Consider the following 24,984-nt stretch of genomic DNA (forward strand, 5'->3'; position numbering starts at 1 on the left):
TCAGGCCTTCCCGCGGAACCTCAACGCCGCCTGCCGCACCACCTCCGCCAGCAGCCGTTCCTTGCCCTGCTTCTCGCGCAGCCAGCGCGCATCGTTGCGGTTGGCCTCCACGCTGGTGCGCAACTCGCCCAATGCCTGCGTGGCGTTGAGCGCCTCGCTGTGCCATTCGAGCTGGGTCATCGTCATCAGGATGTGGTCGCGCAGCGGCATGTGCTGGCCGGTGGCCGGGTCGACGTACACCGCGTCGAGCCCGAAGCGGCAGGCCTGGAAGCGGTTGTAGGTGTACACGAGGTAGTCGTCCTCGCTCGGCTCGAAGGGCTGCTCCTGCAGGAACCACGCGGCCAGCGACTGCACGTAGCCCGCCAGCGCGGCGGCGCGCTCCACGGTGAGCGGCGTGTCGAACACGCGGATCTCGATGGTGCCGAACTCGGGCTTGGGGCGGATGTCCCAGTAGAAGTCCTTCATGCTGCGCACGACGCCGGTGCGGGTCATGCGCTCGAAGTAGGCCTCGAACTCCTTCCAGCTGGTGGTGAAGGGCGCGCGGCCCGACAGCGGAAACGCGAACACCGAGTTCAGCCGCGCCGAGTCGAACTGCGTGTCCTGCCCCTGCACGAAGGGCGAGGACGCCGACAGCGCGATGAAGTGCGGGATGTAGCGCGACATGCGGTGCAGCATGAGCAGCGCCGCGTCGGCATCGGGGCAGCCGATGTGCACGTGCTGGCCGAAGATGGTGAACTGCTTGCTCAGGTAGCCGTACAGCTCCGACAGTTCGCGAAAGCGCGGTTTGTCATAGATGCGCCGCTCGTGCCACTGCTGGAACGCGTGCGTGCCGCCGCCGACCACCGCGATGTTGAGCTTGTCGGCATTGCGGATCAGCGCCTCGCGGATCGGCGACAGCTGCGTGATCACGTCCTGCGCCGAATGGCAGATGTCGGTGGAGATCTCGATCATGCTCGAGGTCATCTCGGGCACCACGCTGCCGGGCAGCGGGGTCTGCGCCATCAGGCGCAGCATGTCCTCCGCGTAGGGCGCGAGGTCGTAGTCGTGCGTGTTGACGAGCTGCAGCTCCAGCTCCACGCCCAGCGACAGCGCCTCCGACTTGTTGAAGGGCTCGAGCTTGACGGTGCGGCTCTCGGGATCGGGCGGCAGCGGGGCCGAGCGGAAGTCGTCGCTGTCCGGATCGAAGGGGGGGGTGACGGCGGTGCTCATCGCTGCGTGTCCTCGGTGGTGCTGAAGGCCTGGGGCGCCCAGGGCACCGAACTCTCGCCGACCGCGTGGATGGCCACGGTGGCGAGCATCGCGCCCACCACCTCCATCAGCAGGATGGAAGGCAGCGCGACCTGCGTGATCATGGTGCCCAGCAGCGGCGAGGCGGTGGCGAAATTGGAGGCGATGAGCAGCGCGATGGACGACAGCGGCGACATCGCGCAGCCGACCCAGAAAGCCTGCTTCCAGCTGGCGCCGCTGCCCGGGTTGGCAATGGCCACGCCCGCGATCTTGGTGACCAGGCGCACGCCGATCACCGCCAGCACCACGCTGGCCACGGGCAGCGTCCAGTCGGCCTGGGCCGCCACGATCGACACCAGCACGAACATCAGCATGGTGAGCAGCGAGGCCGCGGTGCCCAGCTGCCGTTGCCAGGCCCAGGGCTTGGGGTTGAGCGTCTTCAGCAGCACGCCGCCGATCAGCGCGGCCAGCGGCGCCGAGCCGCCGACGTGCGCCGTGAGCGCCGCGCCGGCCGCGATGATGGCCAGCAGCAGGATGGAGGTGTTCTCGCTGGTCGGGCTCATCACCCGCAGCGCCGAGCGCAGCGCCAGCGCCATGATGGCGCCCACCACGAACGACAGGCCCAGCACCACCCCCACCGGGTAGAGCTTCTGCAGCAGCGTCTGCGGCGCGCGCTCGATCAGGCCGGCCTGCGCATAGCCGAGCGCCAGCGCGTAGAAGGTGTTGAGCGTGGCCAGCGTCATGGCGCGCTCGGTCACGGGGCCGGCGGCGCGGGTGTCGATGATCACGCGGCTCAGCACGGCCGGCGAGGCGACGATGGCCATCAGCGCGATCGGGTTGGCCACCGGTTCGGGCAGGCCCAGCAGCGTGAGCACCCAGTACACGCCGAAGTAGGTGAGCGTGGCTTCGAGCAAGCTCTGCACCAGCACCATCGGGTTGTGGCGGAACCAGCGCAGCGGCAGGCGGCCGCCGGCCTCGAACAGCACCACGGCCACGCCCAGCTCGAGCAGGAAGAGGCTGATGCCGCGCAGCGGCCAGATGGCGCCCTCGAAGCCGGCGAAGCCGACCACGGCGCCCACCAGCGAGTAGCCGATGACCTTGGGCAGGCCCAGGTAGCGCTGCACCAGGTGGCCGGACGCCGCGGCCGCGGCCAGCAGCAGCGACCACAGCACGGTGGGCAGGCCGGCCGAGGGGCGCACCCATTCGGACCAGAAGCCCAGCAGATCGGTGAAGAAGCTCGTCAGATTCATGCAGGTAGGAAGAAGCTCACCGGCCGGCTGCGCCAGCGTGCCCAGATCGCGCTGCGGATGCGGGCGCGGTCACCGAGGCTCACGCTGTGCGCGCGAAGCGCCAGCCGGAAAGCGAAATAGAAACTCACGCTCACATTGAGCGCGCCGATGACCGGGATGGCCGCCACCGCCCACCACAGCGCGGGCTGCTGCAGCACCGCCAGGCCCGTGGAGGCCGCGGCCGCGGCAATCTGCCCGGCCGACAGTGTCACGTGGCGCACATCCAGCCCGAGCCCGAAGAAACCCGCGAACGCGGGCAGCAGTCCGAGCATGAGTCCGAGCGAAATGTTGGAGGCGAAGCCTGAGATGTGCGTGCGCATGAAGTCGGCCCAGCGGCGGGCCCGGGCGGCGCCGAGAAAAGCGCCGATGCGGGGGTTGTAACGCATGGCGGAGTCCAGCCGATGCAGGACAAAGGCGTTTTCTGTCCAGCCGGCGATGATGCTGGCCGAAAACAGCAGGATGCCGGTGATTGCCGCATAAAGCGCGGTCGGGCCGGCCAGCGAGAGCGACTTCAGCGTGGCCGCGGCATGCGCGGCGTCGAGCAGCGGCCGCCCGAGCGCCAGCTGCACCAGCAACGCGACGCCCAGCATGGCCGGCACCACCACCAGCACGTTGCCCAGCACGGCCGCCACCTGCGAACGCACGAGGTTGGCGACCTCGTCGACGAAATCGCTCACCGCGCCGTCCGACTTGATGTCGCGCAGCCGCGCCGCCAGCGCCGGCGCCGTCATGGCGGGCTGCTTGGTGGCCAGCGTCAGGTGCAGCAGCTGGATCGCCACGAAGCTGGCCGCGTACATGAGGCCGGCCGCCAGCCCGCTCCAGAAGGCCGACAGGCCCAGCGCGTAGATGCTGAATTTCAGCAGCACGGTGACGGACGTGAGCGCACCGCCGCCGGCGGCCTTCTTCACCATCCGCGCATAGCTGGCGCGGTCGCGGGTGATGTAGTGCTCGCCGGTCTCGGCGCTGCGCTCGGTCACCTTGGCGGCCAGCATCGACGAGTTCGAGGCGATCAGCGCGCGGATGCTGTTGCGCTCGCCGCCCGCCAGCACCAGCTTGCCGACCAGCCGCGCCACGCTGGGCCCCGCGCCGGGCGTGGGGCTGGACGCCATCAGGCAGTCGAGCAGCTCGCGGATGCGCAGCACGCGCTCGCGCAGCTGGCGCAGCCGGAACACCAGGCCCACGGAGATGCCGTTGTCCTCCAGGTGCGTGTAGACCGACGAGGTCACCGCGCGGCAGGCGTCGAGCCGGTCGCGGAAGGCGACGAAGGCCTCCTGCAGCGCGTCTTCATCGCGCGGCTGCAGGAACATTTGCTCGCGCAGGTGGTCCAGGTCGGCCATCAGCGCGTGGAAAGGGCGTGCCGCGCCCAGCTCGGCGCTCATGCGCAGGCGCAGCTCGGGCGAGAAGCCGGCCGCCACCACCTGGCTGGCGCAGTAGGTCACGGCGTCCATCACCGTGTGGCGCCAGCGTGGCGTGCCGTCGTCGTCGAGCGCGGCGTCGGCCAGCAGCGCGCCGATGCGCGCAAGCTGCGTCTCGTCGAGCAGCGCGATCCAGCCGGCGTCGAACGCGCCCGGCAGCACCATGCGGAACAGGTCCGACGCGTCGGTGGTCTCGGGCGTGCCGGGCAGGATCTTGCGGCGCAGGCGCTCGGCCAGCTCGCTGGCGAACGCGGTGCGCGGCGCGAAGCCGTGGTCGGCCAGCAGCGCGGTCAGGTCGACCGCGCCGGTGAAGGCGCGCCACCAGGCGCGCAGGCGCTCGCGCAGCTCGGGCCGCGCCTCGATGGCGTCGAGCAGCAGCCGCACGCGGCCCAGGGCCGCCTGGGGCGAGGCACGGTCGCCGCGCAGCCAGTCGAATAGGTCGATGAGCCAGATGTGGCGCTGCGCCACATCGGCCTTGGGGTCGAGGCCGGCAAGCAGCCCCTGCAGGTCGCGCGAAGCGGCAGCCATGGAGTGAGGGTGAGGGGGTTCGGTGCGGTGAACACCGCGCAGCCGGCCTGGCCGGTGCCGCGGTGGGCCCCCGGTCGAGAGGGCGAAGAAAGCGGGGGGAAGCGAAAAAGCGAAAGGAGCGAAGAAGGCGGCGCGAAGCCTGAAGCCGTGCCTAGTGCAGCACGCGCGAGACCGGCGCGCCGCCGACGTCGGCTTCGAGCACGAACATGGGGATCGGCACGTCGAAGCGCTCGCCTTCCTCGGTCACCACGAAGTAGCTGCCGTGCATCGTGCCGCTGGGCGCCTGCAAGCGGCAGCCGCTCGTGTAACGGAACGATTCACCGGGCGCCAGCAGCGGCTGCTGCCCGATCACGCCGAGGCCCTTGACCTCCTGCGCATGGCCCGAGGCGTCGTTGATGAGCCAGTGCCGGGCAATCAGCTGGGCTGCCACAGACCCCGTGTTCGTGACGGTCACCGTGTACGAAAAGGTGTAGATGTGGTCCTTGGCGGAGGACTGGTCGGCCAGGTAGCGCGGTTCGACCTGGACGCTGAAGGGGCTGTTTGACATGGGCGCGATGGTAACTGCAGGGCTTTCCCCTGCACCACCCGTGCATTACCTCTGTATTACGACCGGATGCCCTCCGCGCGCGCGTGCGGCGGATGTCAGATCGTGTTGCCCCTGGGCGCGCTGTCGGGCGCGGCCGCGGGCACGGTCTGGAACAGCAATTCGCGCAAGGCCGTGGTGGCGGCCGTGTCCGGGTCGCGTCCCGAGGTGCCGACCATCACCATGCGCCACACCTGGGCGCCGCTTTTCAGCAGCGTGGCATCCACGTGCTGCGAGGCGTCCTTGGCCATCGCGCCCTTCATCTGCAGGCCCAGGCGGCCCTTGACGTTGATGGGCCGCGCGCGCTGGTCCAGTTCCATCGACGGGCGCACCGCCATCGTCCAGACGCGCTGGTAGTCGTCCAGGCTCACGCGCTCCATGCCGCCCTCGAAGGCGAAGACCGCGATCACGGTGTCCGAGTAGAAGGTGTGGACCACGTCGCCGGTGTCGTTGGCCTCCTGCCGGTATTGCCAGCCGCGCGGAATGTCCGCGCGCAGCTGCGTGGCGGGGTTGGTCCACTCGAAGCCGGCGTAGTAGCGCACGCTGCGCGCGGTCTCGCGCTGGTTGACGAAGACCAGGCCGGCCGTGAGCCCGGCCAGCGCCAGCGTGGCCAGGCCGGTGCGCAGCACGCCCGTGCCAGACGCCTGCACCAGGTAGCGGTTCTGGTCGTAGGTGGCGGGCCGGCCGTCCTTCACCTCGAAGAACTGGCGGCCCATGGTGATCAGCGTGACGAACGGAATGCCCAGCCCCAGCCCCGACAGGTACACCCACGCCGCGCGCCCGAGGTACTGCAGGAAGTTGGGCCGTCCGCCGTCACGCAGCGTCACGCGGATGCCGAACATCAGCTTGCCCAGCGTGGTGCCGAACAGGCCGAAGAAGACGGCCTCGAACACCAGCGCCAGCGGCAGGATGATGACCCCGAGCGCCGGCGTGGACGACGGGCTTTCCATCCACAGCCCGAAGGCCGGCCAGATGCGCGCGACCACCGCGCCCAGGAAGAAGCCGGCGGGAATCGCCATCGTCCAGACGTCGAAGAGGCGGGCGAAGAAGCGGCGCCACGGGCCGGCCGGCGGCAAGCCGGGGGCGCGCTGGCGGGGCGCGGGTGTTTCGAGCGGGGCGTCGGACAACCACGGGTCGGCGTCCGTTCGTGCGGCGCGCGGCGCAAAAACCGGCTCGGCGTCCAGCTCAGGCAACGGCGGCGCCGGGCGCGTCGAGCGCGCAGTGGCGGGCCCGAAGTCCAGCAGCACCGGCTCCATGCGCAGGCCGGGCTGCATCAGCTCGGCCACCTCGTGCAACGGATTCCAGGTCAGCCGCCCCGGCCGCCAGACCAGCGTCTGCGCGCCGATGGTGCCGGCGCGCACCAGCGCGTGAACCTGCGCGACCGACAGCGGACCGCCCTTGTCTTCGCCCTGTGCGTACCACCAGCCCTCGTCCATGGGATCTCCCCGTTCCGGTCTTGTTGTGTGCCTTGTTGTGTGCGGATGCGCCTGCGGCGCCACGCAAATGTATCGGGAAGTACGCCGCGCTCCAAGGACAAGCGAGCGAGGCTGAAGCGACAATCGGCGGCATGAGCACCCCGTTTCGCATCGCGCCTTCCATCCTGTCCGCCGACTTCGCGCACCTCGGCAAAGAACTGACCGACGTGATCGCGGCCGGCGCCGACTGGATCCATTTCGACGTGATGGACAACCATTACGTGCCGAACCTGACCTTCGGCCCGATGATCTGCCACGCCCTCAAGCCCTACGCCAAGACCGCCGACGGCACGCCCGTGCCAATCGACGTGCACCTGATGATCCAGCCGGTCGACGCACTGGCCGCGTCGTTTGCCGAAGCCGGCGCCGACTACATCAGCTTCCACCCCGACGCATCGCCGCACACGCACCGCAGCATCCAGGCCATCAAGGGCGCGGGCTGCAAGGCTGGGCTGGTGTTCAACCCGGGCCTGGGCCTGGAGACGCTGGACTGGGCGATCGACGACATCGACCTGATCCTGATCATGAGCGTGAACCCCGGCTTCGGCGGCCAGAGCTTCATCGACTCGGCGCTGCGCAAGATCGAACTCGCGCGCAAGCGCATCGAGCAGAGCGGGCGCGACATCCGCCTCGAGGTCGACGGCGGCATCAAGGTCGACAACATCGCGCGCGTGGCCTCGGCCGGCGCCGACACCTTCGTGGCCGGCAGCGCGATCTTCAACGCCAAGGACTACGGCGCGGTGATCGGCGACATGCGCAAGCAGCTCGCCGGCGTTCCGGGCGCCTGAGCCTCGGTTTTTCTCAGCGCTTGACCTTGTCGTTGTAGACGCGGTCGGCTTCAGGGCCGCGGTCGGTGTCGACCACGCCGCGCTCCACGTCGTCATGCGCCTTGCGGCCCACCTCGGGCGGCTGGCCGTCCTGGGTCTGCTGGCTGTCCGACGACTGGTCGCGCTCGTGCGGCAGGCGCGGGGCCGATTCGCCGCCTTGCACGACCTTGGTCTTGCCGCCGCCCGCGTCCCTGGCGGGGTCGCCGGGCTGGGTCTTGGCGGTCGTGGCCGTCGTGGCCTTCTCTGCTGTCTTCGCGGTCTTCGTGTTCATGGCGGTGCTCCTTGCAATGGCAGGAAGCCTGCCGCGCCCGCGTGGCGCGCGCGGTAGGACAGGCGAGGCGGCCCCTGTAGGCGTGCGCTCGGAGGCCGCGCGCGGCGACGAAGGCGCTATGAAATGCGTAGCGGCTTTGCGCGGAGCCATGCGGGTCCGCAATAATCCGGCGCATGTCCTCCGATCCCTTTTCCGGCGCGGCCACCGACAGCCTGCGCATCCACGCCTTCGCCTCGCTGACCCCCGGACCGCGCCTGCTCGTGGTGGGCGGGGTGCATGGCGATGAAATCTCCGGCACGCTGGGCATCGAGCGCGTGCTGGCCGAACTCGACGCCGGCGCGCTGCAGTTGCTGCGCGGCGAGCTCACGCTGGTGCCGGTCGCCAACCCGCTGGCGCGCCGCCGCCTGCAGCGCGAAGGCGAGCGCAACCTCAACCGGCTGTTTCGCCCCAGCGCCGACCCCGCCGACTACGAAGCCCGCATCACCAACGTGCTGGCCCCGCTCATCGCGCGCCACGAGGTGCTGCTCGACCTGCATTCCTTCCAGAGCGAGGGCGAAGCCTTCTCGATGATCGGCCCGCGCGACAACACCGGCGCGCTGGAGCCCTTCGCCCGCTCGTACGAGGAAGGCCAGCTCGCGCTGCACATCGGCACGCCTGTCGTGGTGGAAGGCTGGCTCGACATCTACGCCGCCGGCCTCGCGCAGCGCGCGGGCGGCACGCCGGCCGACGAGGCCGCGCTCGACTTCGGCCGCGGCACCAACGAATACATCCGCAGCTGCGGCGGCTACGGCGTCACGCTCGAATGCGGCCAGCACCAGGACCCGCAGGCGCCCGAAGTGGCGTGGCGCGCCATTCGCCGCACGCTGGCGCTGCTGGGCATGGCGGCGCTGCCCGACGGCCTGGCCGGCGGACCCGCGCAGCCGCCCCGGCTGCTGCGCCTGGCGGGCGTGACCGACCGGCTGCACGAGGAAGACAGCTTCGTGCGCGACTGGGCCACCTTCGACGAGGTGCAGCGCGGCGAGCCCATCGGCATGCGCCACGACGGCACGCTGCTGAGCGCGCCCGACGACGGCTTCATCGTGTTCCCCAACGCGGTGGCGCTGCCCGGCGCGGAGTGGTTCTACTTCGCGCGGCCGAGCGAGCGGCAGCTGGGGCCGGTGAAGCGCTCGTAGAGAACGACCGGCGCGCCCTGACCGCGCCTGGGGCCACGCTCCTACACCGCCCCGACCCGCGGGCGGCGCACATTGCCAGCCTGAAGGAGTGTGCCCATGCCCGTCTCTGCAAAAGCCTCCGCGCCGCGCGTCCTGTGGAAGGGCGCCATCAGCTTCGGCCTCGTCCACATTCCGGTGGCGCTCTATTCGGGCACCACCAACCACGGCATCGACTTCGACTGGCTCGACAAGCGCACCATGGACCCGGTGGGCTACAAGCGCATCAACAAGAAGACCGGCAAGGAGATCGCGCGCGAGCAGATCGTGAAGGGCATCGCATACGAGGCCGGCGAGTACGTGGTGCTCAGCGACAAGGAAATTGCGGCGGCCTACCCCAAGACCACGCAGACCATCGAGATCGAGACCTTCGTGCCGGCCAACGGCATTCCCTTCGTCTTCCTGGAGCGGCCCTACTACGTGGCGCCCATCAACCGCGGCGCCAAGGTGTACGCGCTGCTGCGCGAGACCCTGCAGCGCAGCGGGCGCGTGGGCGTGGCCCGCGTCGTCATCCAGACCAGGCAGCACCTGGCGGCGCTGGTGCCCGTGGGGCCCGGCCTGGTGCTGAACCTGCTGCGCTGGGGCACCGACATCCGCCCATGGGCCGACCTGCCGCTGCCGTCCGAGGACGTGAAGAAGGCCGGCTTGAGCGAGCGCGAGCTCACCATGGCCCGCCAGCTCGTGGACGACATGAGCGGCGACTGGGACCCCGACGAGTTCAAGGACGAATTCAAGGACGAGATCCTGCGGCTGGTGGACCGCAAGGTGAAGGCCGGCCAGACCGAGACCGTGACGCAGCCCGAGCCCGAGGAAGACGCGTCGGGCGAAGGCCGCGGCGCCAAGATCATCGACCTCACCGAGCTGCTGCAGCGCAGCCTGCGCAAGGGCGGCGGCAAGTCGAAGCCCGCGGCCTCTCGAGACGACAGCGACGAGGGCGAAGAAGCTTCCGCGCCCAAGGCCGCCGCGAAGAAACGCAAGCCGGCCGCGAAAGCCCCCGCGAGGGCTGCCGCTCGCAAGGCGCCCGCCCGCGCCCGCCGCGCCGCCTGATGCCGGACGCTGCGATGGGCACGGCCGCCTCCACCGCGCGCAAGGCGCTCGAGCGTTACCACGGCAAGCGCGATTTCACGCGCACGCCCGAGCCCAGGACGGGCGGCACGCGCGGCAAGGGAACGCTGTCCTTCGTGATCCAGAAGCACCACGCGAGCCACCTGCACTACGACTTCCGGCTGGAGCTCGACGGCACGCTGAAGAGCTGGGCGGTGCCCAAGGGGCCGTGCCTCGACCCCAGCGTCAAGCGCATGGCGGTGCACGTGGAAGACCACCCCATTTCCTACGCCGGCTTCGAGGGCACCATTCCGCCCAAGCAGTACGGCGCGGGCTCCGTCATCGTCTGGGACCGCGGCGATTGGCTGCCCGTGGGCGACGCGCGCAAGTCGCTCGCGGCCGGCAAGCTCAAGTTCGAGTTGCGCGGCGAGAAGCTGCACGGCCACTGGACGCTGGTGCGCATGCACGGCAAGGGCGACGAATCGCACGAGCCCTGGCTGCTCATCAAGGAGCGCGACGGTGAAGCGCGGCCGCTGGATGACTACGATGTGCTCGAAGAGCAACCCGCGAGCGTGATCACCGGCCTTGGCGTCGACGAAGTAAACCAGCCGCCGAAGACGGTGGCTGCCAAGGCGCCGGCAAAGAAGGCCGCCGCAAAGAAGGCCGCTGCAAAGAGCGCCGCTGCAAAGAACGCCGCTGCAAGGAAGGCCGCCAGCAAGGCGCTCAGGAAGGTCGCGCTGCCCGCCGCCTTCCAGCCCCAGCTCGCCACCCTCGCGGCCTCACCACCGTCGCCCGCCGGCGACTGGCTCTACGAGCTCAAGTTCGACGGCTACCGCCTGCTTGCGCGCATCGACAAGGGCAAGGTCCGCTGCTTCACGCGCAACGGCCACGACTGGACCGCGAAGTTGCCCGCGCTCGCCCAGGCGCTGGCGAAACTGCCCACCGCCTCGGCCTGGCTCGACGGCGAGATCACGGTCGAGGGCGAGAACGGCGCGCCCGACTTCCAGGCGCTGCAGAACGCCTTCGACAGCGGCGCCACCTCGCGCATCGGCTACTGGCTGTTCGACGCGCCCTTCCTCGATGGCGAAGACCTGCGCGAGCTGCCCGTGGAGGAGCGCCGCGCGCGCCTCGCCAGGCTGCTCGGCAAGAAGCCACCCGCGCCGCTGCGCCTGAGCGAGGCCTTCGACGCCGCGCCGCGCGACCTGCTGGCGTCGTCGGCGCGCATCGGCTTCGAGGGCATCGTCGGCAAGCGCAAGGGCTCGCCCTACGTGTCGCGCCGCTCGCCCGACTGGATCAAGCTCAAGAACCAGCAGCGCCAGGAGTTCGTGATCGGCGGCTACACCGCGCCCAAGGGCGCGCGCACCGGCTTCGGCGCCTTGCTGCTGGGCGTGCACGACGAGGCCACCGGCCGGCTGCGCTACTGCGGCAACGTGGGCACGGGCTTCGACGCCGACCGCCTCGCCGACATCAAGGCCAGGCTCGACAAGCTGGCCACCGGCGACTGCCCCTTCGAGCCCAGGCCGGGCGGCGTGAACGCGAAAGCCACGTGGGTCAAGCCCTCGCTGGTGGCCGAGGTGTCGTTCGGCGAGTGGACGCGCGAAGACCGTGTGCGCCATTCGGTGTTCCAGGGGCTGCGCGCCGACAAGCCCGCGCGCGACATCCGCCGCGAACGGCCGCAGGCCGCTGGCGAATCCGCAACTGCAACTGCAACCGCCCCGAAGAAGCGAGGAGCGACACAGCCCATGGCCCTCAAGATCAGCCACGCCGACCGCGTGATCGACACGCACAGCGGCATCACCAAGGGCGAGCTCGCGGCCTATTACGACAGCGTGGCCACGCTGATGCTGGCGCACCTGCGCGGCCGCCCGGTGTCGCTGGTGCGTGCGCCCGAAGGCGTGGGCGGCGAGCTGTTCTTCCAGAAGCACGTGCAGAACCGCGAGATTCCCGGCGTGCGCCAGCTCGACCCGGCGCTCGACCCGGGCCACGAGCCGCTGCTGCAGATCGACAGCAAGACCGGGCTGCTGGGCGCCGCGCAGATGAACGTCATCGAGCTGCACACCTGGAACGCCACCTCGCGCGCCATCGGCAAGCCCGACCGCATGACCTTCGACCTCGACCCCGGCGAAGGCGTGAGCTGGCCGCAGATCCAGGAGGCGGCGATGCTGGTGCGCACGCTGCTCGACGAGCTCGGCCTGCCCTCGTTCCTGAAGACCAGCGGCGGCAAGGGCCTGCACGTGGTGGTGCCGGTGCGCCGCCAGTACGACTGGGACGCCGTCAAGGGCTTCTCGCAGGCCGTGGTGGTGCACCTGGCGCAGACCATTCCGCAGCGCTTCGTCGCCAGGAGCGGGCCGCGCAACCGCGTGGGCAAGGTCTTCGTGGACTACCTGCGCAACGGCTTCGGCGCGACCACGGTGAGCGCGTGGTCCGCGCGCTCGCGGCCGGGGCTCGGGGTGTCGGTGCCGCTGGCGTGGGAAGAGCTGCCGGACCTCACGAGCGCGTCGCAGTGGACGGTTGCGAATGCGGCGGAGCGCTTCGAGATCGGCAACGAGCCGTGGGCTGCGATGGAGCGCAGCCGCAAGGGGCTGGCCGCTGCGATGAAGCTGCTGGGCTACCCAGTGGCCAGGTAGCTGCCTTCCCCGCATTGCTCCCTCCCCTCCCGGGGGAGGGCGGGGGTGGGGGCTCGCGGCTTCGGATGAAGCACCGCGCCACATAAGCGCCGCTTGCCCCCATCCCAGCCTTCCCCCGGAAGGGGAAGGAGCAAGACCGGGCCTACTGCAGCACTTCCTCCGTCGTCACATCGAAGCGCTGCAAGGTGTTTTCCCCGAACACCATCGTGATCGGCACGTCCGCCGCGTCGCGCCCGCGCGCAATCACGATGCGGCCGATGCGCGGCGTGTTGTGGCGCGCGTCGAAGGTGTGCCAGCGGTTGCCCAGGTACACCTCGAACCACGCGCTGAAGTCCATCGGGTAGCGCACCGGCGGAATGCCGATGTCGCCGAGGTAGCCCGTCACGTAGCGCGCCGGAATGTTCATGCACCGGCACAGCGTGATCGCCAGGTGCGCAAAGTCGCGGCACACGCCCGTTCCCTCGCGAAAGCCCTCCAAAGCGGTGCGCGTGGCGCGCGCGTTCTGGTAGTCGAAGCGCAGGTGGCGGTGCACGAAGTCGCAAATGGCCTGCACGCGCGACCAGCCCGGCGTCACGTTCAGGAAGTTGGCCCAGGCGAACTGCAGCAGCTCGCTGTCGACCTCGCAGTAGCGGCTCGGCAGCACGAAGGGCAGCGCGGCAACCGGCAGGTCGGCCGCCGCATGCTCCACCGCGCCGTAGTCCACCGGGTCGGGCCAGCCGGTGTCGTACACCACGGCGTTGTTGCGCAGGCGCACGCTGCTCACGCCCTGCGGAATGTGCACCCGCGCGCAGTGGTTGCCGAAACCGTCCTGGTAGAAATCGGTGGCCAGCGGTGGGCTGAGGGTGATGTTCTCGCTGCCCTGCACGTCCTGCGAGCGCGACGGGTGCACCTGCAGCATGTAGATCAACGCGGTGGGGGCGGTGACGCCCAATTCGATGTCGAAACCGATCCTGATCTGCATGGGTGCTTTCTTCCCTGGGTGATCCGGGCGGTGCGGCCGGTGCGCGAGGCAACTGGAGGCAAGCACGATGGATGCCACCTTTGTGCCCATGCTATGCGACGAAGGTTCGCAGGCCCCACGGCCAGGACGCGCGACCCCGCGTAGGCGGGGGCGATGCGCTGTCGGCGCGCTCCTACCGCGGGCGCACTCTTTCTCCCACAGGCGGGGGAGGGCGGCCACTACGGGTCGCGGGCCGCGCGAAACATAACCTTGCATTTCGCTTGCAGGCGAGCCGCGTGCGCATGCACAGGCCTCGCTGCAAGCCCGACCCGCGTCTCGCCGTCTCGTGTTCAGTCTGCTTCCTTGGAGGGAATCATGGAGTTTTCTTCGCTTTTCGACTCGCTCGCCACCGGCTGGGGCGACGAGATCCTGGTGTGGGCCGTGGCGGCCGTCGCGGGCAGCATCTGCCTCATTGCCGTGGTCAACGTGCTCGACATGTTCCTCGACAACAACGAAATGGGCTGAGCGCCCTCCCCATGAAAGACTCCAGGTCCACGATGACGCCACAGAACAAGGCCGCCGCCGGCCGCCGCGCCGGCGCCGCCAAGGCAGGCGACGGCGCCAATGCCAAGCAGCAGCAGCTCGAGGGCTTCACCGTCGAGCACCCCACGACCCTCACCACCAACCAGGGTCTGCAGATACCGGACAACCACAACTCGCTGAAGGCCGGCGTGCGCGGCCCCACGCTGCTCGAAGACTTCATCCTGCGCGAGAAGATCACGCACTTCGACCACGAGCGCATTCCCGAGCGCGCCGTGCATGCGCGCGGCTCCGCGGCGCACGGCTACTTCCAGGTCTACAAGTCGATGTCGCAGTTCACCTGCGCCGACTTCCTGCAGGACCCCGACGCGAAGACGCCCGTGTTCGTGCGCTTCTCCACCGTGGCCGGCTCGCGCGGCTCGGCCGACACGGTGCGCGACGTGCGCGGCTTCGCCGTCAAGTTCTACACCCGCGAAGGCAACTACGACCTCGTGGGCAACAACATTCCGGTGTTCTTCATCCAGGACGCGATGAAGTTCCCCGACCTCATCCACGCCGTCAAGCCCGAGCCGCACCACGAGATGCCGCAGGCCGCGAGCGCGCACGACACCTTCTGGGACTTCGCCTCGCTGATGCCCGAGAGCACCCACATGCTGATGTGGGCCATGAGCGACCGCGCCATTCCGCGCAGCCTGCGCATGATGGAAGGCTTCGGTGTTCATACCTTCCGCTTCATCAACAGCCGCGGCGAGAGCCACTTCGTGAAGTTCCACTGGAAGCCCAAGCTCGGCATCCACGGCCTGGTGTGGGACGAGGCACAGAAGATCGCCGGGAAAGACGCCGACTTCCACCGCCGCGACCTCTGGGAAGCCATCGAGAACGGCGACTTCCCCGAATGGGAGCTCGGCGTGCAGATGATCCCGGCCGACAAGGAACACTCGCTCGGCTTCGACCTGCTCGACCCCACCAAGCTCATTCCCGAAGAGATGGTGCCCGTGCAGAAGATCGGCCGGCTGGTGCTCAACCGCAACCCCGACAACTTCTTCGCCGAGACCGAGCAGGTGGCCTTCCACCCAGGCCACGTGGTGCCCGGCATCGACTTCAGCAACGACCCGCTGCTGCAGGGGCGCCTGTTCTCATACACCGACACGCAGATCTCGCGGCTGGGCGGCGCCAACTTCCATGAGCTGCCCATCAACAAGGCCGTGTGCCCCTTCCACAACATGCAGCGCGACGGCATGCACCGCCAGACCATTGCGCGCGGCCAGGTCGCCTACGAGCCCAACACGCTGGGCAGCGGCGCGGAGTTCCGCGTGGACGGCGGCAGCACCGGCTTCCAGTCGTTCCCCGAAGAGCTCGACCCGCCCAAGGTGCGCCGCCGCAGCCCGTCGTTCGACGACCACTTCACGCAGGCGCGGCTGTTCTTCAACAGCCAGAGCGCGGCCGAGAAGGAGCACATCATCGCGGCCTTCCGCTTCGAACTCTCCAAGCTCGAGGTGCCCGCCATCCGCCAGCGCATGGTCGACAACCTCGCGCATGTGGACGAGAAGCTCGCACGCCGCGTGGCCGAGCCGCTGGGCATCGGCGAGCCCGACGCCAAGGCCGCGGCGGGCCGCGCGGGCTTTCGCGAACACCGCATCCAGCTGCCCATCGACGAGTCGCCGGCACTGAGCATGGCCGACACCGGCGACGGCTCCATCCGCACCCGCAAGGTCGCGATCCTGGTGGCCGACGGCGTCGATTCGGCCTCGCTCAAGCCGATCCGCGACGCGCTCGAACAGGCCGGCGCGCAGTGCAAGGTGGTCGGCCCGCGCCTGGGCACCGTCGCCAGCGCATCGAAGCGCCAGATCGACATCGACATGACCTTCGCCAACACGCCGTCGGTGATGTTCGACGCGGTGCTCGTACCGGCCGGCAGCGACAGCGCCGCGGCCATGGCGGCCATCGGCGATGCGGTGCATTTCGTGCTGGAGGCCTACAAGCACTGCAAGGCCATCTGCACCGTGGGCGAGGGCGTGCAGCTGCTGTCCACGCTGGGCATCGCGGCGGACACGCAGCCGGCCGATGCGCCGGCCGGCGTGGTGGTGGCGGCGACGCCGGTCACCAACATGGGCGACGCGAGTGCGGCGGCGCAGGTGGCGAGCGACTTCATCGCGGCCATTGCGAAGCACCGGCATTGGGACCGGGCGAATGTGGATGCGGTGCCGGCTTGATGGAACGGCAGCGTTTGGAGCGCTTGGCGCTTCAGCGCTGCCAACAGGCTTTTGGCCGTCACGCTGCCTGATCGGCTCGAACGTCAGTACGTACGGCTGATCGTGATCGTGCTGAGTCGATTGGCCGTGCAGGGGTCCTGGTCGGGACCGTTCAGGTAGGTGAGGACGACCTCTACATTGAAGCCGGTCCTTGGCTGCTTGAGCGGCGAATAGACAAACACGCCGCCGTTGAAAGCGGCGAGCCCTTCCAGAGGCGCCATTTCCCATCGCAGGTTGCCGCCGTCTGCCGTCCATCCAGGCACGACCTTGAGCTGGAGCTGTTGTTCCAGGCGCTCGCGCGAAACGGTCATTTCGGGGCGTAAGTCGATCTGGAACAGCATGGGTTCGAAACTCTTCGTGCCATCGCGCTTGGGAACGGCGTTCACGTAGATGCTGGTCCATTCGTTCAGAAACCTTGCATCGAATGCATGGCTGACACTGTTGCTTGGTTGCTGCCCGACATCCAGCCGGCGCACCGGCAGGAGTTGCTCGAGACTGTCGAACGCCGCATCGCCTCGAATCACCGTCATCGCTGCCGCGACGAATTGAACGGTTCGTGCATGCTGCGCGTCGGTGTAGTGAAAGTTGTCGTAGACCGCCTGGAGGGCGCTGGCCCGCACTTCATACGCTTCGTTCGAAGCCTTCCTTTCAGTCCCGGTTTGCATTGCCGGTTTCTCCTCGAGCTGCGCTGTTGCGGAACTTGACGCCGTATTCGAGCGCGGCTGTGCAGAACCCGGGGGCGGGCAAGAAATTGCCAGAATCACCACGCCAAAGGCGCTTGACCACCTCGTCGCACACGAAGCTGTCTTCTTCCCAAGGTGGCATGCGATAGCCCGCGCTGCCCGCGTCCCCCTTGGCCATCGCATCCACATCGATGGACAAGCCACCCAGGCCCACGTTCTGAAGGAGGTCATACGCGGCCTTTCGTGCCAAAGGAATTTCAGTCGGGAGAACGTCAGCGAGATAGGCCGGTTTGTCGAGGTTGCGCTTGTTCGCAGCATCGGCGCGGCTCAATTGCCAGTAGTACATGCCCACAACCATGCGCTTCAATCCTGCGCGGGCACTCGGTTCGTCCGGAACTGGCGTCACTGCTGCCAGCTGAAAAATCCGTGCCGGAACGACGGCTTTCCAGAAGCGCCGGATGTTGGGTAGATCGTCGTAGTCAGCCGGAAATTGCTGCATCGTTGCCAACACCCAGAAGAACTGCTGTGCATGCCTGGCCTCGTGATACAGCGTGCTGGCGAACGCGCAGAGCGGGTCTTGAAGTTCGATGTCGCTTCTGCGCGCAGCGTTGATGATCGACATGACTCCGGCCTTGGTGGCAATCAGCAGCCAGTCGTTTGCGCGCATGAGCCCTTTCAGATCCTTGTCCTCAGGGTTGATGCCAAGCTGCCTGGCACCTGCATCGGTCGGGACGAGGATTGTCGGAACACCTTCCGAAGGAAGTGCGAATGCCGTTCTTGCGAGCGCGCCTTCGATGCTGGTCTTCAGATCCGCAAGCAGGCGTTTCGAATCGGTGTCGTCCAGTGGCCAAGTCGCTTTCGCCCATTCGGGTGCCGTCAAGGCCTTTTTGATGCCCTTCACATACTCGCTGGCCACCGGGTAGTCCCACCGCGTCGCGTCACCCGATCCTGGCTCGCTCTTTCGCATTCCCCAGTTGTTCGGATCGCAACTGGTATGGGTCGGCGCCTTGTCGCTGCTGGTGGCTTTGTCGGCGTTGACTGCGAATCTTCTGTTGCCGACAGGCTGCGCGCGCTTTTGCGCTGTGACGTCCAGGCCCTGATATGTCTGTTCGGCCGGCGTCCGCACGAATGGCGTATAGCTGGCCAGCAAACCATCCTCCGCATTGCGCAGCACCTCCACGGACGCGATCTGGTGAACCGTGCTTTGCACGACCTGGGTTTCGCCTTGATCGTTGGTCTTGCCTTCGATGGTCCGCCCGCCCTGGAACGAGATTCGGTATTTCTGCTGTGGAAGCCGCAGGCCGCTGGCATGTTCGACCAGCACGAAATGTTCTTCGAGCAAGCTCTGCCTGTCGGTCATGACGGTTTCGGAGAGCACGGGGTTCAGCGCGTCGAGGCTCATCGGCCCGACCTGCGCATGCAGCGCGGCATGCTCCTGCCACGTGCCCGCGGTGCCGTGCGTGATGCCCTGCGCACTCCACTCCGTGTAGCTGCCCCCGCCGATGATCACGACCTTCTTCTTCGCGGTGATGTGCAGCTGCCCCTCGATGCTCTTCATCACGAGGTCCTTGTGCGCGATCAGGACCAGCTCGTCCTTGTGCGCCTGGAGCTCGATGGGGTCCTCGCTCGCGGTGAGCTGGATGCCCTTCTTGTGCGTGAAGGCCCGGATGCCGTCGGCGGCGCTTGCGAGCCAGCGCCTGGCTGCGCTGAGAGAGGTGTGGCCCTGGCTCGTGAAGGCCGCGTGCTTGCCGGCGTGGAAGTGGATGCTGGCGGGCGTGGAGGCCTCGATGCCCGCCGGGCTTGCGAGCACCACGTGGGGCTCGTCCAGCTCGGGGAATGGAGCGCCCTTGCCCTGAATGCCCTGGATCGATTCGTTCTGCGCCGCAAGGGCCTGCTGCACCTCGTCCTGGTCCGCCCCCTTGTCCTGCGCCTTGTGCACCTGCGCCGCCTCGGCCAGCGCGTCATGCTGGTCCTGCGCCGCCTTCAGCCGGGCGACGGTCTCCCCCATGTCCTTGGCGTGATTCGCCGCGTTGTCCCGCGCTTGGGAACTGATGAGCAGGCCGTCGCGGGCCCTCACGACGCCGTGGCCGTCCGTGCGCAGTTCGAAGCCTTCACCCCTGGGGTCCTTGCGCCCCGCGTTGTCCTCGATCCGCGTGATCGACCCGAGGCTGAGCTGGCTGTGGCGGTGATCGCTCCGCAGCTGTGCCTGGATCCTGCCCTCCGTGTCGTCCAGGATCAGGTGGTTGCTGCGCCCCATCGCGGCGTTGCCGCCTTCGCTCGTCAACTCCCGGGACCGGAAGCCGCTGAGCGCGGATTCGTCCGGCAACGCCCACGACGGCCGGTTGTTCTGGTTGTGGACCCGCCCCGAGCACAGCGGCAGGTCCGGATCGCCGCCGATGAAGCTGACGATGACCTCCTGCCCGATGCGCGGCAAGTGCATGCCGCCCAACTGGTTGCCCGCCCACGGCGAACTCACCCTCAGCCAGCAGGTGCTGTGCTGGTTGTTCCGGCCCCGCCGGTCCCAGGGGAACTGCACCTTGATGCGCCCGTATGCGTCGGTCCAGAGGTTCTGGCCTTCGGGGCCGACGACCAGCGCGATCTGCGGACCTTCGCAGACAGGCTTGGGCTGGGTCAGTGCAGGGCGCAGCGGCTCGGTGGTCGGGTGCGCGGTGAAGTCGACCTCGACCCGCCATTGCTGCTTTCTGTCGGAGGCCTCCTTCGTCTGGCTGTTCTCGCCGATGTCTTCGATGAGGAAGCGGGTGTCGAGGACGAGGTACGCGGTGTTGGCTTTCTCGCGCGGGTGCCTGGCCAGCCTGAAGGTGCAGCCGGGCACCATGGCGCGCAGGTTGCCGCTGGCTTGCGCCCGGTTGCCGTGGGTGCGCAGGGCCTGCATGCGGAGCAGGGTGAGGTGGCGGCTTTCCTCTTGCGGGTTGTTGGCGCCACCGCCACCGCCGCCAGCGCCACCGCCACCGCTGCCTGCCTGGGGCTGGGCGCAGTGGCTGCCGCCAACCTGCGAGTGCCATTGGTAGACCTCGCCATCGGCCTGGCCCGTGGGGCGGGGATCTTTGCGACCCGCGCTCAGGTCCGCCCGGGGCCGGGAGTAGTCGTAGTCGCTGGTGGCGTAGCGGCCACTGGTCAGGCGGCTCGCGGGCACGAAGCTGTGGATGTACTCGGCATCGAGCTTCCAGCCCGGCGCGTGGTACTCGACCTCCCGGTAAGCCGCACTGTCTGCCTGACCATACGCCGCCATCGCGTCGCAAAGCACCAGCCGGTGCTTCCCCTGCGAATGTTCGAAGTGGTAGCTGATGCCCCACTCCTGGCACAGTCGGCTGAAGAAGGCGAAGTCGCTCTCGTTGAACTGGGTCTGGTAGTCGCGCGTCGGGTAGGTCTCGAACAGGCGCTTGTCGACCGGGAACGCATAGCCGGCGAGCAGTTCGTCGAGGATCTCGACGACGGTCTGGTCCTGGAAGATACGGCAGTCGGTGCGCAGCGTGGCCAGGTGCAGCCAGGGCCGCAACGTGAGCTTGTACTGGACGTGTCGGCCTTCCTCGCCCCACATGGCCGCGTCGGTGATCAAGGTGTTGATCTGGCGAGGCGCAGAGCCTTCGAGTTCGATCTCGCAGCTCAGCTCGCGGCCGATGAATGCATCGAGGTCGAAGTCCGCTGCGCCCGAGGCCCCGAGGTTCAAGCCATCGGGCGTCTTGAGCAGCAGTTCATACGCAAAGAGGCTGTTGAGCCCCTCGTGCCCCGACAGCCGCACAGGCTCCAACGCCGGGCAACCGAGGACAAAGGGAATCGCAGGAGACTGGACCGAGAGCGTGCGCGACATCGACGACTTCCTTGACAGGAGAGGAGGTCGCGGCAGTTTGCGAGGAGCGTCCCGCACGCACTGCAAACAATCGTCACTCGTGCAGCCCCCGAGGGCAGATCCGCGACGTATTCGGCGCGCTGTCTCATGTGTCACGTGCACCCCGTAGTCCATTCGCGCTAGACCGTATTGCGAATAGGCGCGCTCCAGCCCCGCTCCTAGACTTTCCCCACGAGGCCTGAACGGCGCGCACTTCTGCAGCGCCGACGGCCCGCTTCCGGCGGGCTGCCATGGGCCGCATGCGGGGGTCCAATGGCTTGGTTTTCAAGATGGGGATGGGAGCGCCCTGCACGTCGCCGTGCGGCTGCGGCAGGCGCGCTCGGCCTGGCAGGCATTCTTCTGCTGGGCTTCGGTCCTTCGGCATCGGCGCAGCAGCAACAGCAGTCACGGCCCCGCCAGGCGCCGGCACAGGCGGAGTCGAACGCCGAGGCCGCGGCCAGCAAGATGGAGCAGGCCCGGCTCGACGACACCGACACGCTGCTGGCGCTGACCAGCGAAGGCGCCGTGCTCTACGGGCAGGACGCGGTGAAGCTGTCGGGCTACCAGTACTGCAGCCAGGCCGTCGCATTGGCCGAGGCCGGCGAGTTTCGCCAGAGCGTGCGCGCCGCGAGCAAGGCGCTGCACCTGGCCAACGCCACCAACGACCCGAACCTGATGGCCATGGCCAACCGCGACCTGGCCATCGTCTACAGCTACTCGGGCCAGCTCGAGAAGGCCGAGGAGTTCGCCCGCGAAGCATTGCGCCACCAGGCGCGCGACCCCAAGCTGGTGGTCGGCCCGGTGCAGAAGGTGATCGGCGACGTGCGCACGCGCCGCGGCGACTTTGCCGGCGCGGTGCTCAGCTACGACGAGGCGCTGGCCAACAGCTCGCCGCGCTATTCGCCGCTGGTGCAGGCCTCGCTGGTGAACGCGCTGATCGAATCGGGCAACCCCGTGCGTGCCCGCGAGGTGCTCGGCACCATGGCGCCGCCGAAGGACGCGCCGCTCACCGCGCAGCTCGACCGCACGCGCGCACGCCTGCTGCTGGCCGAGAACAAGCCGGGCGAGGCGCGCGACATGTACCGCGCGCTCACCGCGCGCCAGGTCGGCGTCGACACCGAGTACTACCGCCTCTGGGCCTGGGACGGCGTGGCGCGCAGCGAACTGGCGCTGGGCCAGAAGCAGGCTGCGGCCGAAGCCGTGGGCCGCGCGCTGGGCGACGTCGACAAGGTGCGCGCCAAGTTCCGCAGCGAGGAATTCAAGATGGGCCTGTTCTCGGACCTGCAGACGGTGTTCGAGCGCGGCGTGGCCATCTACAGCGACGCGGGCGACGCGCGCCAGGCCTTCGAGGTGAGCGAGCACAGCCGCTCGCGCGCGCTGCTCGACGCGGTGCGCGGCCGCGCGAAGATCAACGACCAGGCCGCCAACACCGTCGACCTTGCCACGCTGCAGCGCACGCTGGCGGCCGACGAGCGCGTGGTGCAGTTCCATTCGCTGCCCGACCGCCTCGTGGTGTGGGTCGTGGGCCCCGACAACATTTCCGAGAAGACGGTGGCGGTCAAGCGCGACGAGCTCAACGAGCTGGTCGAGACCTTCCGCAACTCGATCGTGCGCGGGCGCCGCACGGCCATCGCCAATGCCGACAAGCTCGGTGCCGCGCTGCTCGGCCCGCTCGGGCTCGCGCCGGGGCAGCGCCTGGTGATCGTGCCGCACGGGCCGCTGCACTACCTGCCGTTCCAGGCGCTGCGGCTGGACGGCCGCTACGTCATCGAGACGCACCCGGTGGCGGTGGCGCCGTCGATCAGCATCGCGGTGCAGCTGGCGCAGCGCACGCCGCGCGTGAACGCGTCGCTCGTCGCGTTCGGCAACCCGCGCATCGAGGACAAGTACGACCTGCCCGGCGCCGAGACCGAAGTGAAGCAGCTCGCGCAGCTGTTCCCGCGCAGCACGCTGTACATGGGCGCGGCCGCCACCAAGACGCAGTTCCGCGAAGTGGCCGCGCGCTCGCCGCTGATGCACGTGGCGGCGCATGCCGAGGCCGACGCGGTCGATCCGCTGTACTCGCGCATCCTGCTGGCCAACGAAGGCGGCAAGCAGAACTTCCTGGAGGCGCACGAGATCCTCGGGCTGCCGATGGACGGCACCGCGCTGGTGACGCTGTCGGCCTGCGAATCGGGGCTGGGGCGCATCGCGCAGGGCGACGAGGTGCTGGGCTTCACGCGCTCGTTCCTCTCGGCCGGCAGCTCGAGCCTGATCGCTTCGCTGTGGCCGGTGTCGGACGACGCCACCGCCGTGCTCATGGGCACGCTGTACGGCGAGCTGGCCAAGGGCCGCGACATCCAGAAGGCCATGCAGGCGGGGCAACTCGCGGTGTTGAAGGATCCCAAGATGTCCCATCCCTTCTTCTGGGCGCCGTTCAACCTGATCGGCAACTGGCGCCTGACGGTGGGGGGCTGAGATGTTGCGGCCCTCACTGAAAACAACGACTGCCATGGCCACTGACACGCGCGCCCGCCAACGGTCCACGCAGATCGCCCTGGCCGTCACGGCCCTGTTGGGTGCGACGATGCTGCTCACCGCCCCGCGCACGCATGCAGCGGAGGCCGGAGCCACCGACACGACAGATGCCGCCGCGCTGCTCCCCATCAAGGACCCGTGCGGCACGTGCGACAGGCCGTTGGCCCAGGCTGGCGCCGTCGCCCCGCAGAGCCTGCCCGCGCCGCCACGCCCCACGGGCGCCTCGTTCAAGCTCACCGACCTGCGCCTCAACGGCGTGAAGGCGCTGAGCAACGAAGAGCTGCAGGCCATCACCGCGCCCTACATCGGGCGCGACGTCACGCTCACCGAACTCGAGGAACTCGCGAAGGCGATCACCGCGCGCTACAAGGAGCGCGGCTACTTTCTCGCGCAGGCCGTGGTGCCGGTGCAGACGGTGCGCGACGGCATCGTCGAGATCAGCGTGATCGAAGGCCGCCTCGGCAAGGTCGACGTGGTGGTCGCGCCCGACGCGCCGATGGCCGAGTCGCGCGTGCGCGGCTTCCTGGCGCCGCTGCAGCCCGGCGAGGCCGTGAGCGCGCCCGCGTACGAACGCGCGATGCTGCTGCTGTCGGACCAGCCGGGCGTGAAGGTGTCCTCGGGCCTGCAGGAAGGCGCGCAGGCCGGCACCACGGACCTGTCGGTCGAGGTGGCGGCCGCGCCGCGCTGGGCCTTCACGGCCGAAGCCGACAACCACGGCACCAAGGAGTCGGGCCGCTACCGCGTGGGCGGCACGGCGCGCTGGCTCAGCCCCTTCGGCATCGGCGACAACCTCGACATGCGCGTGATGGTCTCCGACAGCAACGCGCTGCAGTTCGGCCGCATCGCCTACGAGGCGCCCATCGGCACCAGCGGCCTGCGCGCGGGCATCGGCCTGTCGCGCGTGAGCTACGAGCTGGGCGGGCAGTTCGTCGACCTCGATGCGCGCGGTCGCGCCAACGTGCTCGACTTCTCGCTGAACTACCCGCTGATCCGCCAGCGCCAGCAGAACCTGTTCCTGCGCCTGGGCATCGACGTGAAGGACCTCACCGACGAGTTGCGCGCGGCCGAGTTCACCTCGAAGAAGCGCGTCAACGGCCTGAGCGCGGGCTGGAGCTGGGAGCGGCGCGACGAGCTGCTGGGCGGCGGCTACTGGGCCAGCTCGGGCACGCTGTACCACGGCAACCTGTCGATCAAGGACGCCGAGAGCCGCGACTTCGACCGCAGCATCACGGGCCACCGCACCGAAGGCGGCTTCACCAAGCTGAGCTTCCAGTTCTCGCGGCTGCAGTCGATCGTGCCGCGCCACTCGCTGTACCTGTCGGTGGGCGGCCAGTGGGCCAGCAAGAACCTGGACGCCTCTGAAAAGCTCGCCCTCGGCGGCGCGCGCGCGGTGCGCGCCTACCCCTCGGGCGAACTGCTGGTCGACCAGGGCCTGATCGGCACGGCCGAGTGGCGCTGGTCGGTGAACGAAGAGCTCACGCCCTTCCTGTTCTACGACGCGGCGCACGGAAAGATCGTGCGCAACCCGACGGCCTTCGACGGCATCAACAGCCACAGCCTGCGCGGCTACGGCGTGGGCCTGAGCTGGTCGCGGCCGGGCAACTTCTCGATCAACGCCACGCTCGCCTGGCGCGACGGCACCGCCCCCGCGCTGACCGACGGCGGCGGCCGCAACCCCCGGCTCTACGTGCAGCTCATCAAGGCGTTCTGA

Annotated in this window: 17 protein-coding genes; 8 read left to right on the top strand and 9 right to left on the bottom strand. The window is 68.8% G+C overall.

Going from position 1 to position 24,984, the window contains the following annotated elements:
- From BM004_RS16085 to BM004_RS16105, 5 genes are all read right to left on the bottom strand, one after another.
- Entirely contained in the window at nucleotides 1–1,209 is a 1,209-nt protein-coding gene (locus BM004_RS16085; RefSeq protein ID WP_093127082.1) for a YbdK family carboxylate-amine ligase, read from the bottom strand.
- Nucleotides 1,206–2,477, bottom strand: a complete 1,272-nt coding sequence (locus BM004_RS16090; protein WP_093127080.1) for a cation:proton antiporter — start codon at nucleotides 2,475–2,477, stop codon at nucleotides 1,206–1,208. Before BM004_RS16090 ends, BM004_RS16085 begins: the two co-directional genes overlap by 4 nt.
- The gene (locus BM004_RS16095) at nucleotides 2,474–4,459 is read right to left on the bottom strand and encodes a site-specific recombinase (protein ID WP_093214779.1); all 1,986 of its coding nucleotides are present in this window, start codon (nucleotides 4,457–4,459) and stop codon (nucleotides 2,474–2,476) included. The genes BM004_RS16090 and BM004_RS16095 overlap by 4 nt, the downstream gene beginning before the upstream one ends.
- Nucleotides 4,460–4,610: 151 nt before the next feature.
- Nucleotides 4,611–5,006, bottom strand: coding sequence for a Co2+/Mg2+ efflux protein ApaG (gene apaG / locus BM004_RS16100; RefSeq protein WP_093127075.1), 396 nt, complete (start codon nucleotides 5,004–5,006; stop codon nucleotides 4,611–4,613).
- Between the two features lie 95 nt (nucleotides 5,007–5,101).
- Nucleotides 5,102–6,478, bottom strand: coding sequence for an RDD family protein (locus BM004_RS16105; RefSeq protein ID WP_093214782.1), 1,377 nt, complete (start codon nucleotides 6,476–6,478; stop codon nucleotides 5,102–5,104).
- A gap of 131 nt (nucleotides 6,479–6,609) precedes the next feature.
- Between BM004_RS16105 and rpe the strand changes: the two genes are divergently transcribed.
- Nucleotides 6,610–7,305, top strand: coding sequence for a ribulose-phosphate 3-epimerase (gene rpe, locus BM004_RS16110; protein ID WP_093214784.1), 696 nt, complete (start codon nucleotides 6,610–6,612; stop codon nucleotides 7,303–7,305).
- 13 nt (nucleotides 7,306–7,318) lie between these two features.
- On the opposite strand, the gene BM004_RS16115 is transcribed toward rpe, so the two are convergent.
- Nucleotides 7,319–7,615, bottom strand: coding sequence for a hypothetical protein (locus tag BM004_RS16115; RefSeq protein WP_093214788.1), 297 nt, complete (start codon nucleotides 7,613–7,615; stop codon nucleotides 7,319–7,321).
- Nucleotides 7,616–7,788: 173 nt separating this feature from the next.
- Here BM004_RS16115 and BM004_RS16120 point away from each other — a divergent pair, with 173 nt between their 5' ends.
- The 3 genes from BM004_RS16120 to ligD all read left to right on the top strand — a co-directional run bounded on the left by BM004_RS16120 (nucleotide 7,789) and on the right by ligD (nucleotide 12,494).
- The gene (locus BM004_RS16120) at nucleotides 7,789–8,787 is read left to right on the top strand and encodes a succinylglutamate desuccinylase/aspartoacylase family protein (RefSeq protein ID WP_093214794.1); all 999 of its coding nucleotides are present in this window, start codon (nucleotides 7,789–7,791) and stop codon (nucleotides 8,785–8,787) included.
- A 96-nt stretch (nucleotides 8,788–8,883) separates the two neighbouring features.
- The gene (locus BM004_RS16125; RefSeq protein ID WP_093214798.1) at nucleotides 8,884–9,870 is read left to right on the top strand and encodes a non-homologous end joining protein Ku; all 987 of its coding nucleotides are present in this window, start codon (nucleotides 8,884–8,886) and stop codon (nucleotides 9,868–9,870) included.
- Entirely contained in the window at nucleotides 9,870–12,494 is a 2,625-nt protein-coding gene (gene ligD / locus BM004_RS16130; protein ID WP_371269695.1) for a DNA ligase D, read from the top strand. Before BM004_RS16125 ends, ligD begins: the two co-directional genes overlap by 1 nt.
- 142 nt (nucleotides 12,495–12,636) lie before the next feature.
- Here the strand turns inward: ligD and BM004_RS16135 are convergent, their stop codons facing one another.
- A complete protein-coding gene (locus tag BM004_RS16135) occupies nucleotides 12,637–13,455 on the bottom strand; it encodes a transglutaminase-like domain-containing protein (RefSeq protein ID WP_093127059.1) in 819 nt (272 codons plus the stop codon).
- A gap of 354 nt (nucleotides 13,456–13,809) precedes the next feature.
- Here BM004_RS16135 and BM004_RS41430 point away from each other — a divergent pair, with 354 nt between their 5' ends.
- Together BM004_RS41430 and katE are read left to right on the top strand one after the other, a co-directional pair.
- Entirely contained in the window at nucleotides 13,810–13,959 is a 150-nt protein-coding gene (locus tag BM004_RS41430) for a hypothetical protein (protein ID WP_177206514.1), read from the top strand.
- Between the two features lie 32 nt (nucleotides 13,960–13,991).
- Nucleotides 13,992–16,187 carry a catalase HPII gene (gene katE / locus BM004_RS16140; protein WP_256219915.1) on the top strand — a complete coding sequence of 732 codons (2,196 nt, stop codon included), beginning with the start codon at nucleotides 13,992–13,994 and terminating at the stop codon, nucleotides 16,185–16,187.
- A gap of 83 nt (nucleotides 16,188–16,270) precedes the next feature.
- On the opposite strand, the gene BM004_RS16145 is transcribed toward katE, so the two are convergent.
- Both BM004_RS16145 and BM004_RS16150 read right to left on the bottom strand, forming a co-directional pair.
- The gene (locus BM004_RS16145) at nucleotides 16,271–16,891 is read right to left on the bottom strand and encodes a hypothetical protein (protein WP_143072438.1); all 621 of its coding nucleotides are present in this window, start codon (nucleotides 16,889–16,891) and stop codon (nucleotides 16,271–16,273) included.
- Entirely contained in the window at nucleotides 16,875–20,738 is a 3,864-nt protein-coding gene (locus BM004_RS16150) for a type VI secretion system Vgr family protein (RefSeq protein ID WP_093214807.1), read from the bottom strand. The genes BM004_RS16145 and BM004_RS16150 overlap by 17 nt, the downstream gene beginning before the upstream one ends.
- Nucleotides 20,739–21,029: 291 nt before the next feature.
- Here BM004_RS16150 and BM004_RS16155 point away from each other — a divergent pair, with 291 nt between their 5' ends.
- Both BM004_RS16155 and BM004_RS16160 read left to right on the top strand, forming a co-directional pair.
- On the top strand, nucleotides 21,030–23,213 hold the full coding sequence (locus BM004_RS16155) for a CHAT domain-containing protein (protein ID WP_093214809.1): 2,184 nt from the start codon (nucleotides 21,030–21,032) through the stop codon (nucleotides 23,211–23,213).
- A 34-nt stretch (nucleotides 23,214–23,247) separates the two neighbouring features.
- The gene (locus BM004_RS16160) at nucleotides 23,248–24,984 is read left to right on the top strand and encodes a ShlB/FhaC/HecB family hemolysin secretion/activation protein (RefSeq protein WP_093214812.1); all 1,737 of its coding nucleotides are present in this window, start codon (nucleotides 23,248–23,250) and stop codon (nucleotides 24,982–24,984) included.

The sequence above is a fragment of the Variovorax sp. OK212 genome (assembly GCF_900112425.1).
In the GTDB taxonomy this organism is placed as follows: domain Bacteria; phylum Pseudomonadota; class Gammaproteobacteria; order Burkholderiales; family Burkholderiaceae_C; genus Variovorax.

What these genes read in the sequence shown, in the direction of transcription:
- BM004_RS16095 (WP_093214779.1), bottom strand. Translation starts at nt 4,459, where the DNA reads ATGGCTGCCGCTTCGCGCGACCTGCAGGGGCTGCTTGCCGGCCTCGAC.
- katE (WP_256219915.1), top strand. Translation starts at nt 13,992, where the DNA reads ATGACGCCACAGAACAAGGCCGCCGCCGGCCGCCGCGCCGGCGCCGCC.
- BM004_RS16090 (WP_093127080.1), bottom strand. Translation starts at nt 2,477, where the DNA reads ATGAATCTGACGAGCTTCTTCACCGATCTGCTGGGCTTCTGGTCCGAA.
- BM004_RS16125 (WP_093214798.1), top strand. Translation starts at nt 8,884, where the DNA reads ATGCCCGTCTCTGCAAAAGCCTCCGCGCCGCGCGTCCTGTGGAAGGGC.
- BM004_RS16115 (WP_093214788.1), bottom strand. Translation starts at nt 7,615, where the DNA reads ATGAACACGAAGACCGCGAAGACAGCAGAGAAGGCCACGACGGCCACG.
- BM004_RS16135 (WP_093127059.1), bottom strand. Translation starts at nt 13,455, where the DNA reads ATGCAGATCAGGATCGGTTTCGACATCGAATTGGGCGTCACCGCCCCC.
- apaG (WP_093127075.1), bottom strand. Translation starts at nt 5,006, where the DNA reads ATGTCAAACAGCCCCTTCAGCGTCCAGGTCGAACCGCGCTACCTGGCC.
- BM004_RS16145 (WP_143072438.1), bottom strand. Translation starts at nt 16,891, where the DNA reads ATGCAAACCGGGACTGAAAGGAAGGCTTCGAACGAAGCGTATGAAGTG.
- BM004_RS41430 (WP_177206514.1), top strand. Translation starts at nt 13,810, where the DNA reads ATGGAGTTTTCTTCGCTTTTCGACTCGCTCGCCACCGGCTGGGGCGAC.
- BM004_RS16120 (WP_093214794.1), top strand. Translation starts at nt 7,789, where the DNA reads ATGTCCTCCGATCCCTTTTCCGGCGCGGCCACCGACAGCCTGCGCATC.
- BM004_RS16160 (WP_093214812.1), top strand. Translation starts at nt 23,248, where the DNA reads ATGGCCACTGACACGCGCGCCCGCCAACGGTCCACGCAGATCGCCCTG.
- BM004_RS16155 (WP_093214809.1), top strand. Translation starts at nt 21,030, where the DNA reads ATGGCTTGGTTTTCAAGATGGGGATGGGAGCGCCCTGCACGTCGCCGT.
- rpe (WP_093214784.1), top strand. Translation starts at nt 6,610, where the DNA reads ATGAGCACCCCGTTTCGCATCGCGCCTTCCATCCTGTCCGCCGACTTC.
- BM004_RS16085 (WP_093127082.1), bottom strand. Translation starts at nt 1,209, where the DNA reads ATGAGCACCGCCGTCACCCCCCCCTTCGATCCGGACAGCGACGACTTC.
- BM004_RS16105 (WP_093214782.1), bottom strand. Translation starts at nt 6,478, where the DNA reads ATGGACGAGGGCTGGTGGTACGCACAGGGCGAAGACAAGGGCGGTCCG.
- BM004_RS16150 (WP_093214807.1), bottom strand. Translation starts at nt 20,738, where the DNA reads ATGTCGCGCACGCTCTCGGTCCAGTCTCCTGCGATTCCCTTTGTCCTC.
- ligD (WP_371269695.1), top strand. Translation starts at nt 9,870, where the DNA reads ATGCCGGACGCTGCGATGGGCACGGCCGCCTCCACCGCGCGCAAGGCG.